Genomic DNA, 19,103 nt, shown 5'->3' with positions numbered 1-19,103 from the left:
TAGGTTAGTCTTTTACTATTAAACTGACTGGAAAATCACTTAAGGCTTTTATTTCGTAGGCTTGTACATTTTCGCCTTTTGTGAATGGAAAACTATAGTCTACAATTACAATTTGATTTATCCCCATAAGTTCCAGTACATGTGAGTAGACATATATATGACCTGAAAAAATTAAATATTCAAAAAGTTCCTTCATTTGTGTTCTCGGGAAACAATCTTCCGGTTTACCTGTAAGTTGTTTGCCTATAAGTACTCCGGTAATAGTAATTTCATAATCTTTCACATAAGATCGCGTTTTCATTGTGCCTGCATAAGCATGCCCTTTTTTATCTACACCGTGCTTTGATACATTCGACTTTGTTATTTCATTACCACCAGTAATATTAATAATAGGCTCAAATGGAAATAACCATTTAGTACCAGTCGAGGTAAAAGAAAATGATAAAGGAAAATATTGTTGATTTTCCGGTATTCTATCAACTTCTTGTTTGGTACTTAAAAAAGGGATATTTGGTAAACCTTTTACGGTCAAATCATTTTGTACAATACTTAATCGCTCTACAGTTTTAAATGATTTGCTTCCCATCAAAGCACTAAATACTAAATCTTTGTTATTCATTTTTAAATGGTGTTTAAATAAGGTTTTATCTTGTTTGGACGACTTTTATATTCTTGACCTTTTATAATTATCAATACCTGAACTTGCCTTAAGTTTTTGAAAGGATAGCTTTTTATTTTTGGCTTTATATTTATTTTTCAATGAGTTATTAATTAAAAAGTGTTGGTTGTATTGGTTTTATCGGTTCAATCCTTTGTAGCAGAACAATGCAAATTTTTTGTTTTTTAAAGTCAATATGTGGGTACATCTTTTTTAAAATTGCTGTAGTCTCTTCTTTGTTATATCCTGTATCTAAATAACAAACGTAATCGCTTAGTTGATCTAGTTTTGTTAGTATAGTTCCTAATACCAGTGCTTTAGTTTTAAACTTTTTTTGTAAAAAAACTTCGAACTGATTTCCTCTAAAATGCTTTGATAGGTTGTAAATCCTAATAGTTGTAAAACATTTGCAATCCAGTTTATTATTCCAGTTTGTTGAAAATTCTAGCTTTTCCATAAGGTTTTCTAAAAATCTTACGCACTTGCAACTGCTTGAAGTTCTTTTTCAGCTTCATATTTTGCCGTTTTATATTCTTTTAAAAATTCAGTAGTAACTTTTAAAAGATTTAAGTTTTCTTTTGTTTTTTCTCCACTGAAAAAACGCTGAACTGTACAATAATTAACACCACTTCGAGATGCTATTTGTTTTACTGCTCCACTAGGTAATTGTTTTTTAATTTCTTGAATGTCCATGTTTTTAATTTTTAATGATACTTTTTTTGTATTTTTTACTCAAAAAAGAGTAATATTGCTTCACAAATGTATAATTAAATATTTTATTACGCATTAAATTACTCAAAAAATTACTCAAATATGGATAAAAAAGATGTTAATCTAAAGCAAATACGTGAAAGTCAAAGACTTACGCAAAGCGAGTTTGGAGAAATTTTAGGTGTTAGTAGGAGTACAATAACAAAAATTGAAGCTGGGGAAGTGAAATTGTCTAAAAAAATGATTTTGAAATTGCAAAATTCTTTCCCTAAAGAAATGGGATTGCCTTATGAAAAATCTGGTTTAATTGGCAATGAAAATGAGAGTGATATTTTGATAACTATTATTGCAACAAATCTGGGAAGAATTGATCAAGTAAAAGATTTGATAAAAGCAATGTGTATTAATACTGACTATACCTATGATGAAGACAAATTTCTACAACAATTTCTGAGAACTTCGGATAGACTAAATTTAAATGAAAACAACATTTTGTTTAGTAAATCAATTAAATACGAATATAGATTTCTAATTGATTTTTTGAATATTACTAAAGAATGTTTGTTTTCCATTTATGAGGATTTATATAATTTTACAAGTGTAAAATATCATTACAGTAAATAAAAAACCGCCTATGTAGACGGTTATAATCTTAAAAGTTAGAAATAAAATCTAAACTGATTCAATTAATTTATTCTTTAAAATAAGTTTTAAAGCATCACTTAGTAACTCAACTTCGTTTTTTTCTAGTGTAATTCCTATAGAGTGCGATTTATCATCTAAGATATTAATTTGTAAAAATTCGCCGTCTGTAGCTAATGTTATATTTCTATATTCGGGACTATTTTCATTTGGATATATTACACTAATTTTCCCTAAATTGATTTCCATCTTGTTTCCTTTTAAATTGAAATATAAAAGTAATACTAATTGCTAATAAATGTTTGACGCCTGAATTCAGTTATTAACATTGTAATAAAATATTGTTTTATAGTCTTTTATACATTTAAAAATTTACTGCAATCAATTCTTTTTCTATAGTATTATCCATAATATGCCCGTAAATCTGAGTAGTTGCAATTTTCTTGTGTCCTAACACTTTTTGGACTGTTGTTAAGCTCACACCTTTATAAAGTAAATATGTAGCCGTTGTATGCCTTGCAGTATGAAAAGTAATTTTTTTGTTTATTCCGGCCAGACCGGCTAATATTTTTAAAGTCCTATTTGCATACTGGTTTGTGATCTGTTCAAAGCAAAATATACTATTGAATCGATTGTATTTATTAATTATTTCAATCGGCTTACCGTTGAAAATCGTATAAATTGGTATCCTAACACTTTCATCCGTTTTCTCCATTTTCTTTATAAGCCAAGTGTTACCACCGATTGCAACTAGTTCTCGTTTTTGCATACTTAAAACATCACTAAACCTTAATCCAGTATAAACGCTATACATGAACAAATCTTTGATATATTGAAGCTTTATATTGTCGCCCGTTAGTACTAAATCCTGCATTTGATCAATTTCTTCTGGAGTAAGAAAAACTTTGTTGCTATCCTGTTGCTTTACTTTAAATTTTCTAAATGGATACTGCTGTACATTCATTAAATCCTTATTTATAGCAAGATTTACATAGGTTTTCATATTTTTAAAATATTTCCAAATAGTATTTTGCATTAGCTTTTTAGATGGTGCATCCTTAAACGTAATTTCTATTTTTCGCAAAAAAATGTCAAAATCATTTAAAAGTTCAAATGTTATATCTTCAAAATAGATTACCTTTTTAAATTCTTTTAACCTTGCTAACGTTGTCCTGTGATTCTTTTTGGTAGATTCTGTCAGGTTCATTTTTTCAATTTCTATTTCCATAAACTCCGTAAAAGAATTTACGCTCTCTCCTTTAAAAAAATCGGTTAGCATTCCTAAATTAAATGGCTTTCCCGCATTTATCTTATCCAGTTCGAAATTTTCAAGATTTCTAATTGTTTCAGCAATTTGCTTGTTTAATTTAATTGCATTGGGATAATCCGTTTTAATCGTTCTGTTTTTATTGTTCCAATAGATTGGCTCAACATAAATTTGGGTAGAAAAATATTTATTCTTACCATTCAAATAGCACTCAATTTGTATAAGTGCTTTCCCTAATGTATTCAACTTTTTCTTACGGTTGAAAACAGGTGTGTAACGTGTTTTGTTCATAATATTTGCGTATTTAGAAAGCAAATGTAAACAAAGATTTTATATAAATTTGGTAGAACTCCGGTAGAAAACCAGTAGAAAAAGGATTGATATTTATTGATAATTTTATTTATCAATAAAACGTAAACCCTTGTAAAATAAGGGATTTAAACAAAAAAACCGCACTAAATTAGTGCGGTTTGTGGTCCCACCTGGGCTCGAACCAGGGACCACCTGATTATGAGTCAGGTGCTCTAACCAGCTGAGCTATAGGACCGGTTTAGAGGTTGCAATATTACTACTATTTTTCATTCACTCCAAATATTTTAAGACATGATTTGCATTTAATTTCAATTCAAAGGCAATGTTTCAAAAACAAGATTGATTTTCAATGCATTATTCAGAACAAAAAATTGATATTTTTTTATCTAATTTCCTGACAAAGCTCCACCAAAACACCATTTGTGTTTTTTGGATGTAAAAAAACCACTAATTTATTATCCGCACCTTTCTTTGGTTCTTCATTAATCAACACAAAACCTTCGTTTTTTAGCCGTGCTATTTCAGCATGAATATCTTCTACATCAAAAGCAATATGATGAATTCCCTCTCCTTTTTTTTCTAAAAACTTTGCAATTGGACTTTCCGGATTTGTTGCCACTAATAACTCAATTTTATTTGTTCCGGTTTGAAAAAAAGAAGTCAAAACCCCTTCACTCTCTACAGATTCCATTTTATAGGACGGGACGCCTAATAATTTTTCAAACAAGACATTTGCATCATCTATGTTTTTAACAGCAATTCCGATATGTTCTATTTTATTTACCATCTTATTTTAATTGATTAACATACGTATTAAAGTAACCACATTCTGCAATTACATCCTGGTAATATTTAGTATCCGAGTAATCCTTCTGAAGCATCTTAAATCCATCCCAGGCAATAAAGTTTACTTTATCATCATTTGCATCCCACCAATATCTAACACTATTATACTTAGTGTTATAATACTCATTTCGTTCGCACTTCGAAATTAAATAGACACATTTCGCTTTCTGCTCTTTTGTTGTTGCTGCCTGTAAAGCTTTTTGATAATACATTTTAGGAACATCACAATTAGTAATCATTTTTTTCATGGAATCTCTAAACGAATATGGACTTGAACCATAACCTACAATCGTAATTTCGTAAAAAGTTCTTCCGTTTCCAAAATGCGAAATATTGTAAAAGGCATTTCCTAACAATAAACTATTGGTATAAACATCTTCATTTTTAGCCAGCTTATCCTGCATTTCCTTAATAGTAGTCAGGAAATCCATTTGTGTATATTTTCTTTTTTGATAAGCAGCATGATCGCAATCGTGGCAATCCTTTATACTTCCGTTAAACGGATTGCCTAAAAACTTATAATACTGTACGGAATCTGTCTGCTTCATAAATTCAATTGCTTCCGGAATTTTATTTTTGAAAGTCGCCTGAACAGCCTGAAAATTATTAATATCTTTTAGTTTCAAACTATAAATTCCTGCTCCAATATTCTCAATTTCGGTTTTATTTGGCTTAGCCAAAAATGTTTTTATGCCCTGCAGATTCTTCTCATCATCATAAAAAGCATTTCCATCGTTCCAATAACTGTAACGTGATTCACCAAAAATCTCAGCCAATACCGGATTTCCTTTTTCTCTGTAAAGCGTAGACAAATAACTTCTGCTCCATGAAGAAGCATTTTGATAACGAAACTCTTGTCCTTTATAGTTTTTTGGAAGCTCGTTGTATAGCCAATTCAAATCAGCCAGAATTGTTTTTTCGTTTTTGTCCGTCAGCTTATCAATTTTGTTCAGGTTATTGACAAAACGCAACAAACGAAGCTGCATTCCTGCCAATTCTGTTTTAGGAAGCGTTTTTACCGCTTTATCAAAATTCTTATCTGCATTTGCATAATCTCCCTTTAAACTCTGTAAATACCCAAGAGACAAATCCCACAAATAAGGTCTGTCTGTATTTCCTGCCGCCGAAATTTTAGCAACTAAATCCAATGCTTTTTGATCAACTTTAACTTGATTTTCTTTTTTATTTTCTGCAATAGTCAATATTTTTTTAGGCTTATCGTCTCCTGCATCCTGCTGAAATGAATTATTTATAGATTGTTCAAGCCCATTTACCAATCTTGTTGCGAGATAATTTAAATGCTCACTTTTAGGATCTAATTCATAGATTTTTTCAATTGCCTGTTTTTCATCTTTATAATATCCGTGAACAGCCCAAAGTGCCGCTTTCTCTTTATTATTTTTTGCCATTGTGAGCGCTTTATTCCAGTCTGTTTCATTTTTTGGACTAAAACTATAAGCTGTAACTATTCTTAATTCCGGACATTTGTCAAAAACCTGCGCATATAAATAGTTAGCAACCGCATATTTCTTTTGTGCATGATTGATTCCGGCAACATATGAAAGCGCACGGTAATACAATGTATTTTTAGGAACCGAGCTTTCCGTTTTATTAAAAAACTCAATTGCTTTTTGTTTATTATTACTGTAAAAACGAGCTTTCATGGTAAGAAACCAATATCTGTTTCTCAAGAAAGGATCTGAAATAGTATTGTAAACATTCTCTATTGACTGAATCATTTTCGCATCATTGAATGTTTTTGCCACAACAGGCTCATAACTCCAATAATCTTTATTAATTGAAACCGTTTCTATTTTTTGTGCCAAATACAGAAACTCAACAAAGCTTTTTACTTTTTCATCTTTCAGTGGTATTTTTTTACCCCATTTTAAAGACGATGCATTCTCTTTTTTATTTTTAAAATAGACATGAAGACTTGCAATCTCTTCTTTATTTTTAATCGTATTTTTATTATCCGAATAATAACTCGGTTTTTCATCTCCAATTAAAAAATAATTTACTGTTGTAGTATCAATTTTTCCTTTAAGATAAGTTCCCCAATCTGATTTAATATCTTTATTGAAACGGGAATTATGCTCGGTATCAAAACCAATTCCGTAAAAAATACTACCCGACAAAAAAAGTGGCGTATAAGATTTGTCTGCAAAGGTTTCCGGAGTGAAATTCGAGTTATAACCAAAAAAATCCCAATCGTCTCCTCCTCCACAGGCATAAATTATTCCGTAGGCAAAAAGGAAAGTCGCACTAAAACCAAGAAACAACTTGCTTAAAAATATTCTTTTCATAATTATTTAAATTGAATTCGTCTAAATCGTAAAATATAATTTCTTTTGGAGACTGGGCTTTATTGTCATTTAAATCCTCAGCCATCTCTTTTAAATCTTCTGGAGAAATCATCTCTGTTTTAAGCAGATCATTTTCTTCGTAATAAACACCATTTTTGTAATTAGATTGTTTTACCCTGAAAAATATTGGGCTAATCTGCTCAAAGTTTTTATCTTTTTTGAGTTCACTGACATTTAATTTCGAACGCAATCCTAAAACTTTCTGGTTCCTGATATGAATTGCCCACGAATAAATAGGCAGTGCATAATCAAGATGCATAGGATATTTTTTTAAACTTTTAAGATATCTTTCTGAGATTTTTCGGCTGTAAATCGAGTTTAATGAATCTGGCGCAATATTTCCCATATTATAAAACATCAAAACACCATTATCTACATTTGGAATTTTGGTTTTCTTAAAGTATTTAACCTGATGAAGCCTGATGGTTGCCGAAAGTTTTTTCTTTGAAAGCTTTTTAACCTGCTCAATAAATTTAAGATAATTGTCTTTACTGTTTAAAGTCCAGTCGCAATCGATTTGAATTTCGGCACACTTAATTTTATTTTTAGTGTTGATTTCAGTAATTAAATGAATCGTCTTTTTTGCCAGATCTTCAATATCAGGATTCTTTTCCAGCATTACTTTATTTTGAATAAAAACAACCGGAACAATTTCAAATTCCTGCATGTTTTCATAAAAATGAATAGGACTTACCGGAAATGGTTTTTGGGTTTGAGGATGAAGTCCGATGTCAAAATAGCGAACATAAAGCTTATGAACATCATTATCTTTCAGAGCCGTTTTTTCTGCTTCTGAAAATTTCAGATTAGTTTTCCAATAATAAAAAGCTACAATTGGCTTTTCATTTTTGCTGCAGGAAATCAACAAAAAAAACAGTAAACCAATAAAAAACCTTCTTATCAAAACCTGGAAAAATTATATTTGAAACCAAAAGTAAGAAATTATATCATCCTGATAATTTCAAAATCAAAAAAAATTAGAACGAAGCTCAGTGTGAAATCCTAATAAATGGATAAAATATTTCAATTAAAGCAAATATAATCGTTATTTTGTGCAATCAAATTCAGAAACAATTATGTTGAAAAACAACTTTAGATATATTTCATTTTTACTTGCACTTTTAATGATGAGCTGCGCCAAAAGAGGCAGTATTACAGGTGGACTAAAAGATACTCTGGCACCCGTTTTAAAATTCAGTTCGCCTAAAAATATGACTACTAATTTTAAAGGCAACGAAATTATCTTGGGTTTTGATGAATATATAAAACTAAAAAACCTCAACAAACAGCTTATTATTTCACCACCAATGAAACATGAGCCATTGATTTTACCTACTACGGCAACTAAAGTACTTACTATAAAAATAAAAGATACTTTACAGCCCAATACTACTTACAGTTTTAACTTCGGACAAAGTATTGCAGATAATAACGAAGGTAATGCTATCAATCAGTTCAAGTATATTTTTTCGACAGGACCATATATTGATTCCCTTTCTATTAGTGGACAAATTAAAGATGCTTACGAAAAAAATGTAGACAATTTTGTATCGGTAATGCTTTACGAAATCAATGATACTTTTAAGGATTCAGTAATTTACAAGCAAAGCCCAAGATATATTACAAATACTCTTGACAGTTTGCGAACTTTTAAATTAGAGAATTTAAAGGCCGGAAAATACCTTTTAATGGCTTTAAAAGATAAAGGCGCAAATAACAGATTTAATCCGAAAGACGACAAAATAGGCTTTATTAAACACTATATTACAATTCCTAATGATACTGTTTTTGAGTTGGAGTTATTTAAAGAAACGCTTCCGCTAAAAACACTGAAACCAATACAGGCTTCGGGAAACAGATTATATTTACCTTATGAAGGAAAACAGGATTTTAAAACTTCCAAACCTAAAATTGTCCTGAAAAACCATAACGATATTCTGGAAACCATTGTCACACAATTCCCTAAAAAAGATTCCCTGCAGGTTTGGTTTAAACCAATCAAGGCAGATTCATTGTCTATGGAAGTTACCGCACCAAATTATGACAAGAAATTCAATTTTAAAATTAAGGACCAAAAGAAAGATACTTTGAATATTACAGCAGTTCAAAATGGTATAATCAATTTCAGGGAACGCTTTACTTTAGAGTCTGCCACTCCTTTAGTTAAATTTGACAAGTCAAAAATCAAATTAGTCAACAAAGACTCTGTTGCTGTCGATTTTAAAACTGAATATGACGAATTCGAGCAAAAGCTTTATATAGATTTCAAGAAAGAACCTGTAGAAAAATACAACTTTACTTTTTTACCGGGAGCTTTAACTGATTTCTACGAAAAGTCAAACGATACTCTGGTATACAAATTATCAACAAAAGAATATGCTGATTACGGTAATCTGGTTTTGAATTTACAAAATGTAAAACGCTTTCCTATAATAGTTGAGGCTACTAATGCAAAAGGAGATGTGGTATATGCCAGCGATTATTCTGAAGGGAAGACTAAAATTGAATTCAATTTATTAGTTCCTGACAAATTCACTATTCGAATCATCTACGATGACAATAAGAATAAAAAATATGATTCAGGAAGCTATCTGAATAAAACATACGCAGAAGAAGTATTTTATTATCAAACGCCAGTCGATGTGCGAACGAATTGGGATGTGGATCAGAATATCGACTTAAGTGTTCCTTTTAATCCCGAAGTCGAGAAGAAATTAGACAAAAAGAAGAAAAAAGACGATGAAAAAAAGAGAAAAGCGTTCTAAATAAAAAGCATAAAAAAACCTCGAAGTTTAAAAATTTCGAGGTTTTTTCATTTAGAAGCTATTATTTAACAAACTACGCTAAAATTCCCTACTCCACAGATAGAAGTTGCAATACTAGTTGTGTAAGCATAAGGCGAATTACCAGTCTTTCCTGATGAAGTTCCACTAATACAAGTCCATTTACAATATTGTGTACCATTAACATCATCATCTGGCTTCTCTAAGGGTTCATTTCCGGCAAAGGTATTTTTCATTTCATTTACAGTAAGTGAACTAATAGTGTTCAATTGAATCAATTCTTTAATTTTTTTCATGATTTTGTTCAAAGGTTAATTAATAGATTTAAAAATTTCTTCATAATATTTCTCAAATCCGCCATGTGCACCCGGTTTCTTTTTAGAAAAAATTATAAAATAACTTCAATAAAAATAATAATTTTATATTAATATGCTATTGAAAAAACAAAAAAAAAGTAGAAAAAACAGACATCTAAAAAATATTCCATTAGTCGCAGGAATTTGATTTACATTCTGATTAGAATCAGAATAAAGTCTTTAATTTAAATATTCTTTACGGCTCTTAAGTAGCTAAAAAATAAAAAAGCATTCTAGATTTTAATCTCAAAAAAATCTTTATCACTTAAAAAATCAAGTTTTTTTCGGGTTTCCAACATTGCATTTTTATCTAATTCTACTATAAAAGTAGCTTCAGCTTCTTGTGGCTCCAAAGTAAAATTTCCTAAAAAATCAACCACTTGCGAATGTCCTACGTGTTCATAATTGTTGGCATCAAGTCCTATCCTATTTACACCTACAACATAACTTAAATTTTCGATTGCACGTGCTTTCAACAAAGAATCCCAGGCATTTGTGCGAACCTTTGGCCAATTGGCAACATATAAAAGCAAATCATAATTTTCGACATTTCGGGCAAAAACCGGAAATCTTAAATCGTAACAAATTTGCAGACAAATCTTCCAGCCCAGATATTCTACGATAACCTTATCATTTCCTGCGGTATAAAATTTATCCTCACCCGCAAATGAAAACAAATGACGTTTGTTATAATACTGAATTTCGCCAGATGGAAAAACAAACAACATTCGGTTATAATATTTCTCGTTTTCTACAACAATCAAACTTCCTGTAATAGCGAAGTTTTTTTGTTTTGCTATAGTTTGCAGCCATAAAACCGTTTCACCATCCATACGTTCTGCAACTGCCGACGCATTCATCGTAAATCCTGTTGAAAACATTTCCGGAAGTACTACCAAATTAACACTCGAATCGATCTGATTTATTTTCGATTCAAAGCTTTTTCTGTTTGCCGAAGCATCTTCCCAATGAAGATCTGATTGTATAAGTGCTATTTTCATATTTCAAAAATACGAATTTTCAGCAAAAATTTATTTGCAAACAAAAAAACACATCTTGCAAAATTTTCTCAAAACACCTTTGCAAACGGCAGTTCTTTAAGATTATAAAAATACTTCAATAAAAAATATTGCAAAAAAAATGCATTTTGTGCAAAAAAAATGCAAACGTGTAAAATAAATATATATATTTGATCGCCAATAAAAACCAAAAAAAACATGAAAACCAAAGTATTATGAAAAAAAAGCTAATTTCATTAGTGTTTGTTGGGGGGATGATCTTCTCTGCAAATGCAAAAGAGGCTGCAATTAAAAAGCATCTTTTTGAACAAAAAAGCAGCCAGGTTGAAATCACAGGCCAGGTAGTGGGTCAGGATGACGGAATGCCAATTGCCGGAGCGACAATTTATGCAAAAAGCAATAACAAAATAGCGACCATAACTGATGAAACCGGAAAATTCAAACTAAATATCCCCGAAAATGAAACTCACATCATCATTTCATACATGGGTTATGGAACTTTAGAATACAAACTTGACAATACCAAAGATTTAGAAATTCGTTTAAAACCTGCAGAAAATGTTTTAGATCAGGTTTTAGTAACCGCATTAGGAGTTAAAAAAAGCAGTAAAGCTGTTGCTTATGCTGTAACAGAGTTAAAAGGAACTGAATTCACAAAAGCTAAAGAAACCAATATTGCAAATGCTTTGGTGGGGAAAATTGCCGGTGTTAACGTGAGCAGCACTGCAACAGGACCTAACGGTTCAAGCAGAGTTGTAATAAGAGGAAATGGTTCCCTGAACGGAAACAACCAGCCTATGTATGTAGTCAATGATTTACCAATTGACAATACACAACTTAATTTACCAGGAATTGGAAACGGACCTGGATCTACCAGAATTAATGTTGACCGAGGCGACGGAACTTCTGTTATTAACGCTGATGATATTAAAACCATAACAGTCTTAAAAGGTGGAACCGCAGCTGCACTTTACGGAGCAAATGCTGCAAATGGTGTTATCCTGATTCAGACCAAAAGAGGTGCTGCTCAAAAAGGAATTGGAGTAGATTATAATACTTCATTCACTTTTGAAACACCATCTATTATTCCGGACTGGCAATATGAATACGGTTCAGGAGCTAATGGAAAAAAGCCAACCAATCAGGCCGAAGCCATTGCTGACGGACGATGGTCGTGGGGTGCTAAAATAGACGGAACTGATGTGGTTCAGTTTGACGGAGTTGCAAGACCCTATGTAGCACAAAAAAACAATATCAAAAACTTCTATAATACAGGAACAACTTTCATTAACTCGCTGGCTTTATCAGGAGGAAACGAGAAAGCTACCGGAAGACTTTCATTTTCGAACATGGACAACAAAGGTGTTGTACCCAATTCTGATTTTAATCGAAAAAGTGTCAACATTGCCAGTAATGTAAACTTGACCAATTGGTTAAAATTTGATGTCGTAGCGCAATACAATATAGAAAAATCAAACAACAGAGTTACGGTTTCTGATGCTGAAGCAAACCCAAACTGGGGAACTTATATGATTGCCAATACTGTTGATATCAGAAATCTTTCTCCGGGATATGATGCAAATGGTATCGAGCAAGCATGGAATCCGGTTGCTGTGGCTACAAACCCTTATTTTGTTATTAATAAAATTAAAAACAGCGATACTAAAAATCGTTTTATCGGAATGTTGAATGTAAAATTAAATTTTACTCCGGAATTATTTCTACAAGGTCGAATTGGACAGGATTTCACTGACTATGAATTCTTCGGATATATTCCAAAAACAACTTTAAACAATCCGGTTGGTTATGCTCAGGGATCAAGAATGAAAATATCAAATCTGAATTCTGAAGCCATTCTTAACTATACCAAGAAAAATATTGTAGACAACTTCTCTTTAAATGCTTTAATTGGAGTGAACTCCCGCACCAACTTAAGAGACGAAACCAGAGTTGAAGGTTCAAACTTTGTATTAGATGACTTTTATGCTTTAAGCAATTTATCTACATTAACATACAGCTATCCTTACGGAAAAACCAAAACAAATTCAGTTTATGCTGCTGCGGATTTAGATTATAAAAACATCGTATTCTTAAACATTACAGGCCGCCAGGATTGGTTCTCTACACTTTCAAAAGAAAACAATACTGTATTTTATCCTTCGGTAGGTACCAGTGTAATTTTATCAGATATTGTTACAATGCCGGAATTTGTTTCATTTGCCAAACTAAGAAGCTCTTGGGCACAAGTAGGTGGCGCAACTCCGGATCCGTATGCGTTAAATCAATCTTATTCTATGATTCAGGGCGGACATAACGGACAGCAATTACAAGGGCCAACAAGTTCAAGAGTTCCAAATCCAACTTTAAGTCCGTTGACTTCTACTACATTTGAAATTGGAACCGATTTAGGATTTTTCCACAACCGTTTAAACCTTGATTTTGCCTGGTATAATCGTGCTACAACAAATGATATTGTCGAAACTACAATTTCTAATGCTTCAGGATCAAGTACAGCTTTACTGAATCTTGGAAAAATGAGAAACAAAGGAGTTGAAGTTTTATTGAGCGGAAAAATCATTAACTCAGAAAACTTCTCCTGGGATGCAAGTTTCAACGGATCTTACAACAAAAACACTGTTGAAGCACTTACAGATCAGTTAAACTCAATTACAATGGCAACCTCTGTAAACGGTTATGTTACGATAACAAGTGATGTGGGGCGCCCTTACAGTATTATAAAAGGATATAAACCTCGTGTTGACGCTAACGGAAATACGGTTTATAATGTAAGCGGAGGTTCTGCAACTATAGCACAAGGTCCGCTTCAGGAATTAGGTCAGGGAGTTCATCCTTGGGCAGCGGGAATCAGCAATGAATTCAAATACAAAAACATCTCATTCAGTTTTTTAATTGATGGTAAATTTGGAGGAAGCCTATATTCCGGAACTGATTTGTACGGAACCCGTATGGGATTAACTAAATTGACACTTGAAGGTCGTGAAACCGGTTTACCAATTAAAGGTGTTGACACCAACGGAAACCCGGTTGACATGGTAATTGCACCAGAAAACTTAAGAACCTATTATGATGGTTTAAGAAACATTTCATCAACATTTGTTTACGATGCAAGTTTTATAAAACTAAGACAAGTAATTCTTGGATACGATTTACCAATCCAGAAAATAAAAGGATTATCAAAACTTCAGGGAGCATCTGTTTCATTTATAGCAAGAAACTTATTCATTCTTTACAAGAAAACACCAAACGTAGATCCTGAATCTGTATTTAGTGCAGGAAATGCTCAGGGTGTAGAACAATTTGGAGTACCAAAAACCAGAAGTTTCGGTTTAAGTTTAAATGTTAAATTTTAAACTCGCCTATCTCTAATTTTTAAATTAAAAAGACATGAAAAAGATAACCATTTTATATATAGCAGGTATACTTTTAGGAGGTATGACATCCTGTTCTAAAGATTTTGAAGAAATCAACACCAATCCGAATGTTGTTGACAAACCAAATCCGAATTTTATTTTCAGCAAAGCACAGCTTGACGGTTTAAACAACAATTATTTCTTTACCAATATTCTGGAATGTGGCGGAATGTTACAGCATTATGCTACTTACAAAGAAGCTTCGGGTGTGGGAGACAAGTATTTAAGCAACGAAGTTTATTTTTCGGCATATTTCAATCAGGCGTATCCAACAGCATTAAACGAAACTGAAATTGTAATCAATGCTGTAAAAAACACTCCGGGTGACAGTAACAAACTAAATATTGCCCGAATCTGGAAAGCATATTTATATCATAGGATTACAGATTTATACGGAGACGTTCCTTATTCAGATGCTGCAAAAGCAATTAGTACCGCTATATTTCTTCCAAAATATGACACTCAGGAATTCATCTATAAAGACTTATTGAAAGAATTAGACGAAGCTGCAACCGCATTAGACCCTGCTAAATCAAGTTTTGGAAAAGCTGATTTTATCTATGATGGAGATGTAGCTAAATGGAAAAAATTCTCTTACTCTTTAATGCTACGTTTAGGACTGAGATTGAGCAAAATCGATCCTGCTTTATCAAAAACATGGGTAACCAAAGCCATTGCAGGCGGAGTAATCCTTAACGGAACTGATAATGCTATCATGAAATATACAGACGGACCAAATGATTTTAACCGAAATCCTGTTGGTTTTGATGCAAGAAGACAAGATTTTACAGCTGGTTCATACGGACAAAAAAATGTTGAAGGTGGAAAATTAGCTAAGACCTTTATCGATTTACTGAAAACAACTAACGATCCAAGAATTAGTGTCTATGCAGGAGTTTGGCAAGGAACAGTACAAAACACATCTCTTGCTGTGCAAAAAGGTTTTCCTAACGGAACCAAAACAGCACCAACAGCAGCTGAACAAGGTACTTATTCTGAACCTAATCAAAGTACGATTTTCAAATATGATGCCCCACTTGTACTGATTAGCAATGCCGAAACGAATTTATATTTGGCTGAAGCTGCAGCAAGAGGCTGGTATACTAATGAAACCGATAAAGACTTATATGAAAAAGGTGTTAAAGCTTCTTTCTTAAACATGGGAATTTACGGAGCAACTTATGCTATTACAGATGCCACACCTTATTTAACCTTAAACCCGTATAATGCTGCCGGATCATTTGATGCAAAAATGAACCAGATTCACACACAAATTTACATCGCTTTATTTGTAGACGAGCAGGAAATTTATGCCAACTGGAGAAGAACCGGATACCCTGTTTTAACTCCTGTAAACTTTCCTGGAAATGTTACAAACGGCACAATACCAAGACGTATAAAATATCCAACCAGCGAATATTCAGTGAATTCAACTAACTTAGCAGAAGCAGTTAAGCGTCAGGGCGAGGACAGTTTTACAACCAGAATGTGGTGGGATAAATAAAAATAATAACCATTGAAGTAATTGATTTAAACACATAGAAACCTAGTTTTTAATTAAAAATTGAGAATTAAAAATTAAAAACTATCAAACTGCATTTCACATAGCGCTATGAGATTTATTATAAGTGAAATGTCTTTTTAAGTTCCAAAAAACTATGTTTCTATGTGTTTGATAAAAATTTTCGTCTATTTAGGTTAATAATACAAAAGATAAATGAGCATTTTAATTCTTACGGCATGCATTGCATTTTTAATCATCCAGATAGCCTGGCTTAAAATCAATCCGTTTATTGCCTTTATCATAACAGCTTTATTAGCAGGTCTGTTTTTAGGCCTGCCAATAGCTACTTTGTCACAAACGGTTCAAAAAGGTCTGGGCGAAATGTTAGGCTCTATTACGCTGATTATTGTTTTCGGAACCTGTATTGGTAAACTAACCGTTTCATCAGGTGCCGCCAATGTCATTGCCAAAACAGTCATGGGATGGACGGGCAAAAAATATGTTCGTCTTGGCTTAATGATTACCGGATTTATTGTTGGGATACCGCTGTTCTATAGTGTTGGATTTGTTTTGTTAGTACCCTTAATCTTCTCAGTAGCCCATCAATTTAAGCTTTCAAAAGTATATCTGGGAATCCCAATGCTGGCGTCGCTTTCAGTAGCACACGGTTTTTTGCCGCCACATCCGTCTCCAATGGCTTTAAGCAGTATTCTAAATGCTGATATTGGACTTGTTTTAGTTTACGGAATCATCATTGCGATTCCGACCATTTTTATTGCGGGATTGTTGTTTTCGAATTTATTAAAAAACATCAAAACCGAATCAGATCATGAAATTCTGAATGTTGAAGAAGTAGTCAACCAAGGCAAGCTTCCAAGTTTTTCGTTAAGTTTATTTTCTGCCCTGTTTCCGGTTTTCGGATTAACGCTGACTTCAATATTACCTATGGTTTCTAAAAATGAAACTCTGGATAATATTTGCAAAACAATTGGAGAACCAAGTATGATTATGCTGATTTCGTTATTGATCTGTACGTATACTTTAGGAATCAGAATGAACAGAAGCATCACTTCGGTAATGGATGATTACGCTGTTGCTATAAAAGATGTTGCTCTAATTGTTTTGATTGTTGGCGGTGCCGGAGGCTTAAAAGAAGTTATGATTGTAAGCGGGGTAAACGAAACTATCGTAGCATCATTAACACAAACAAACATTCATCCGTATTTATTGGCATGGATAATGGCTGCGATTATTCGCGTTTGTGTAGGTTCTGCTACAGCAGCCGGATTAATGACAGCAAGTGTTTTATTACCTCTGTTGCAAACCACAGGACTCGATCCTAACTTATTGGTCTTATCCGTAGGAGCCGGAAGTTTAATGTGTTCACACGTAAACGACCCAAGCTTCTGGATGTTCAAAGAATATTTTAATATCAGCCTGAAAGACACATTCAAATCATGGACTGTCATGGAATCTCTCGTATCTGTTTTAGGAATCATTTTCGTTTTTATTTTAAACTCTATAATACATTAATATCATGAATTTATTACCACAAGAAAAATTTGACACTCTTGGTTTGTCACTTCCACCGGCGCCTCAGCCTTTGGGTATTTACAAACCCTATTTAGTTGATGGTAAATATTTATATCTTTCAGGTCATGGTCCTGTTAGAGACGACAAGTCCTTAATCATTGGCCGAATTGGTGATGATATGGATATCGAAGAAGGAAAACTGGCAGCAAGACAAGTAGGCTTAACAATGCTTTCTACAATTGTAACTAATTTTGGAAGTCTGAACAAAGTAAAACGTGTTATAAAAGTTCTTGGAATGGTCAATTGTAATGGCGATTTTCTAAGACATCCTTACGTTATAAACGGCTGCAGCGAATTATTTGCTGAAGTTTGGGGACAGGAAAATGGAATTGGAGTAAGAAGCGCCGTAGGAATGGGGTCTTTACCGGACAATATTCCTGTTGAAGTTGAAGCCGTTTTCGAATTATTTTAGATTAAAAAATTTAGCCCACAGATTTTACGGATTAAACACATTCGCACAGATTAAATATTTATTTGCCACGAATTCACGAATTAGCTTAAACGCGATAATTAATAAAAATTCGTGAATTCGTGGCGAAAAAAAATCATTTTAATAATTTTAATCCGTGGCAAAAAACAAAAAATATGAATACAACACCACAAACCAGAATTGCAACTTTTGGAGAATTATTACTCCGGATGAATGTTGCTAATGGAAACAGGTTTACGCAGGCCAATGAAATAAAAATTCATGTAGGCGGTGCCGAAGCCAATGTTTGTGTTTTACTTTCTCAACTCGGGATTCAAACCGATTATATTACCCGATTACCCGAAAATGATTTGGCACAACTTGCCTTAAACGAACTTCAGAAATACAAAGTAAATACTTCAAAATGTGTTTATGGCGGAGAACGTTTGGGATTGTATTTCGTCGAAGCCGGAAATCATATCAGACAATCGCAGGTTATTTACGACCGAAGCAATTCTTCTTTTGCAACAATCCAAAAAAACCAGATTAATTGGGAAGAAGCTTTATCAGATGTAACTCATTTTCACTGGTCAGGTATAAGTCCGGGAGTTTCTCATGAAGCTGGCTTAGCCTGCAAAGAAGCAATTTTGGCTGCACATAAAAAAGGTTTACCCATTTCATCCGACTTTAATTACCGGTCAAAATTATGGCAATACGGAAAACATCCGTCTGAGATTATGCCGGATTTGCTTCAATACAGCACGATTACAGTAGCTGATTTAGATGCAATTGAAATCTACTTCGGAATCAAAACGGATCCTAATGAATCCGATGAAAATCGTTTCAAAAAAACATTCGAATTACTAAAAGCAAAAATGCCGCATCTAAAAACATTAGCGATGAGTTTTAGAAAATCAGATGGTCCGGCGCATTTATATAAAGGATTACTCATTCATGACGGTAATTTTTATCAAACCCAAGAACACAAAATACACGTCGTAACAGACCAGATTGGTTCCGGAGATGCTTTCAACGCCGGATTACTATATGGATTATCGCATAAATTATCCGGACAGGAATGCATCGAATGGGCAACTGCCTGCGGTGTAATCAAACAAAGCATTCATGGGGATTTTGCCATAACAAATTGGAACGAAATAAGTCATTTTATTAAAAACGGCTCAAGTAATAGAATTAACAGATAAA

Annotated in this window: 17 protein-coding genes and 1 tRNA gene; 7 read left to right on the top strand and 11 right to left on the bottom strand. The window is 32.9% G+C overall.

Translation table 11 applies throughout. From position 1 onward, the window contains the following. Positions 1-4: 4 nt before the first annotated feature. The 3 genes from A4F88_RS08355 to A4F88_RS08345 form a co-directional block, all read right to left on the bottom strand. Positions 5-619: a DUF6046 domain-containing protein gene (locus A4F88_RS08355; RefSeq protein ID WP_068842106.1), complete on the bottom strand. Its 615-nt coding sequence runs from the start codon at positions 617-619 to the stop codon at positions 5-7. A 148-nt stretch (positions 620-767) separates the two neighbouring features. Beyond that, complete coding sequence (locus tag A4F88_RS08350; protein WP_068842105.1) at positions 768-1,115, bottom strand: hypothetical protein; 348 nt, start codon at positions 1,113-1,115, stop codon at positions 768-770. Positions 1,116-1,132: 17 nt separating this feature from the next. Next, positions 1,133-1,351 carry a hypothetical protein gene (locus A4F88_RS08345; protein WP_068842104.1) on the bottom strand — a complete coding sequence of 73 codons (219 nt, stop codon included), beginning with the start codon at positions 1,349-1,351 and terminating at the stop codon, positions 1,133-1,135. Between the two features lie 120 nt (positions 1,352-1,471). On the opposite strand from A4F88_RS08345, the gene A4F88_RS08340 reads away from it, so the two are divergent. Beyond that, positions 1,472-1,993, top strand: coding sequence for a helix-turn-helix domain-containing protein (locus tag A4F88_RS08340; RefSeq protein ID WP_068842103.1), 522 nt, complete (start codon positions 1,472-1,474; stop codon positions 1,991-1,993). A gap of 48 nt (positions 1,994-2,041) precedes the next feature. Here the strand turns inward: A4F88_RS08340 and A4F88_RS08335 are convergent, their stop codons facing one another. The 6 genes from A4F88_RS08335 to A4F88_RS08310 all read right to left on the bottom strand — a co-directional run bounded on the left by A4F88_RS08335 (position 2,042) and on the right by A4F88_RS08310 (position 7,706). Then, the gene (locus A4F88_RS08335) at positions 2,042-2,260 is read right to left on the bottom strand and encodes a hypothetical protein (RefSeq protein ID WP_068842102.1); all 219 of its coding nucleotides are present in this window, start codon (positions 2,258-2,260) and stop codon (positions 2,042-2,044) included. Between the two features lie 115 nt (positions 2,261-2,375). Beyond that, a complete protein-coding gene (locus A4F88_RS08330) occupies positions 2,376-3,569 on the bottom strand; it encodes a site-specific integrase (RefSeq protein ID WP_068842101.1) in 1,194 nt (397 codons plus the stop codon). Between the two features lie 182 nt (positions 3,570-3,751). Continuing rightward, a tRNA-Ile gene (locus tag A4F88_RS08325) sits at positions 3,752-3,825 on the bottom strand. Positions 3,826-3,972: 147 nt separating this feature from the next. Then, positions 3,973-4,377, bottom strand: coding sequence for a methylmalonyl-CoA epimerase (gene mce / locus A4F88_RS08320; protein WP_068842100.1), 405 nt, complete (start codon positions 4,375-4,377; stop codon positions 3,973-3,975). 1 nt (position 4,378) lies between these two features. After that, positions 4,379-6,742, bottom strand: coding sequence for a hypothetical protein (locus A4F88_RS08315; RefSeq protein ID WP_068842099.1), 2,364 nt, complete (start codon positions 6,740-6,742; stop codon positions 4,379-4,381). Then, entirely contained in the window at positions 6,702-7,706 is a 1,005-nt protein-coding gene (locus A4F88_RS08310; protein WP_082815723.1) for a hypothetical protein, read from the bottom strand. Before A4F88_RS08310 ends, A4F88_RS08315 begins: the two co-directional genes overlap by 41 nt. Positions 7,707-7,878: 172 nt before the next feature. Here A4F88_RS08310 and A4F88_RS08305 point away from each other — a divergent pair, with 172 nt between their 5' ends. Further along, complete coding sequence (locus A4F88_RS08305; RefSeq protein WP_068842098.1) at positions 7,879-9,567, top strand: Ig-like domain-containing domain; 1,689 nt, start codon at positions 7,879-7,881, stop codon at positions 9,565-9,567. A gap of 65 nt (positions 9,568-9,632) precedes the next feature. On the opposite strand, the gene A4F88_RS08300 is transcribed toward A4F88_RS08305, so the two are convergent. Together A4F88_RS08300 and A4F88_RS08295 are read right to left on the bottom strand one after the other, a co-directional pair. Then, entirely contained in the window at positions 9,633-9,821 is a 189-nt protein-coding gene (locus tag A4F88_RS08300; protein ID WP_143155014.1) for a hypothetical protein, read from the bottom strand. A 353-nt stretch (positions 9,822-10,174) separates the two neighbouring features. Then, positions 10,175-10,942, bottom strand: coding sequence for an amidohydrolase (locus A4F88_RS08295; RefSeq protein WP_068842096.1), 768 nt, complete (start codon positions 10,940-10,942; stop codon positions 10,175-10,177). 233 nt (positions 10,943-11,175) lie between these two features. On the opposite strand from A4F88_RS08295, the gene A4F88_RS08290 reads away from it, so the two are divergent. From A4F88_RS08290 to A4F88_RS08270, 5 genes are all read left to right on the top strand, one after another. Next, on the top strand, positions 11,176-14,331 hold the full coding sequence (locus A4F88_RS08290; protein WP_068842095.1) for a SusC/RagA family TonB-linked outer membrane protein: 3,156 nt from the start codon (positions 11,176-11,178) through the stop codon (positions 14,329-14,331). 34 nt (positions 14,332-14,365) lie between these two features. Further along, the gene (locus tag A4F88_RS08285) at positions 14,366-15,895 is read left to right on the top strand and encodes a SusD/RagB family nutrient-binding outer membrane lipoprotein (protein ID WP_068842094.1); all 1,530 of its coding nucleotides are present in this window, start codon (positions 14,366-14,368) and stop codon (positions 15,893-15,895) included. A 213-nt stretch (positions 15,896-16,108) separates the two neighbouring features. Further along, positions 16,109-17,428 (top strand): GntP family permease, encoded by a 1,320-nt coding sequence (locus A4F88_RS08280; RefSeq protein ID WP_068842093.1) that lies wholly within the window; start codon positions 16,109-16,111, stop codon positions 17,426-17,428. 4 nt (positions 17,429-17,432) lie between these two features. Beyond that, on the top strand, positions 17,433-17,900 hold the full coding sequence (locus A4F88_RS08275) for a RidA family protein (protein WP_068842092.1): 468 nt from the start codon (positions 17,433-17,435) through the stop codon (positions 17,898-17,900). 173 nt (positions 17,901-18,073) lie between these two features. Further along, positions 18,074-19,102, top strand: a complete 1,029-nt coding sequence (locus A4F88_RS08270; protein WP_068842337.1) for a sugar kinase — start codon at positions 18,074-18,076, stop codon at positions 19,100-19,102. The last annotated feature ends 1 nt before the right edge of the window (position 19,103 follow it).

The sequence above is a fragment of the Flavobacterium chilense genome, from assembly GCF_001602525.1.
Classification (GTDB): Bacteria; Bacteroidota; Bacteroidia; order Flavobacteriales; family Flavobacteriaceae; genus Flavobacterium; species Flavobacterium chilense.
This window is presented reverse-complemented; position numbering and strand designations above follow the sequence as displayed.

Excerpts from the sequence above, each read along its gene's own strand:
- A4F88_RS08340 (WP_068842103.1), top strand. The coding sequence starts at position 1,472 with ATGGATAAAAAAGATGTTAATCTAAAGCAAATACGTGAAAGTCAAAGA.
- A4F88_RS08290 (WP_068842095.1), top strand. The coding sequence starts at position 11,176 with ATGAAAAAAAAGCTAATTTCATTAGTGTTTGTTGGGGGGATGATCTTC.
- A4F88_RS08270 (WP_068842337.1), top strand. The coding sequence starts at position 18,074 with ATGAATACAACACCACAAACCAGAATTGCAACTTTTGGAGAATTATTA.
- A4F88_RS08305 (WP_068842098.1), top strand. The coding sequence starts at position 7,879 with ATGTTGAAAAACAACTTTAGATATATTTCATTTTTACTTGCACTTTTA.
- A4F88_RS08280 (WP_068842093.1), top strand. The coding sequence starts at position 16,109 with ATGAGCATTTTAATTCTTACGGCATGCATTGCATTTTTAATCATCCAG.
- A4F88_RS08300 (WP_143155014.1), bottom strand. The coding sequence starts at position 9,821 with ATGAAAAATACCTTTGCCGGAAATGAACCCTTAGAGAAGCCAGATGAT.
- A4F88_RS08345 (WP_068842104.1), bottom strand. The coding sequence starts at position 1,351 with ATGGACATTCAAGAAATTAAAAAACAATTACCTAGTGGAGCAGTAAAA.
- A4F88_RS08335 (WP_068842102.1), bottom strand. The coding sequence starts at position 2,260 with ATGGAAATCAATTTAGGGAAAATTAGTGTAATATATCCAAATGAAAAT.
- A4F88_RS08350 (WP_068842105.1), bottom strand. The coding sequence starts at position 1,115 with ATGGAAAAGCTAGAATTTTCAACAAACTGGAATAATAAACTGGATTGC.
- A4F88_RS08315 (WP_068842099.1), bottom strand. The coding sequence starts at position 6,742 with ATGAAAAGAATATTTTTAAGCAAGTTGTTTCTTGGTTTTAGTGCGACT.
- A4F88_RS08285 (WP_068842094.1), top strand. The coding sequence starts at position 14,366 with ATGAAAAAGATAACCATTTTATATATAGCAGGTATACTTTTAGGAGGT.
- A4F88_RS08355 (WP_068842106.1), bottom strand. The coding sequence starts at position 619 with ATGAATAACAAAGATTTAGTATTTAGTGCTTTGATGGGAAGCAAATCA.
- A4F88_RS08330 (WP_068842101.1), bottom strand. The coding sequence starts at position 3,569 with ATGAACAAAACACGTTACACACCTGTTTTCAACCGTAAGAAAAAGTTG.
- A4F88_RS08295 (WP_068842096.1), bottom strand. The coding sequence starts at position 10,942 with ATGAAAATAGCACTTATACAATCAGATCTTCATTGGGAAGATGCTTCG.
- mce (WP_068842100.1), bottom strand. The coding sequence starts at position 4,377 with ATGGTAAATAAAATAGAACATATCGGAATTGCTGTTAAAAACATAGAT.
- A4F88_RS08275 (WP_068842092.1), top strand. The coding sequence starts at position 17,433 with ATGAATTTATTACCACAAGAAAAATTTGACACTCTTGGTTTGTCACTT.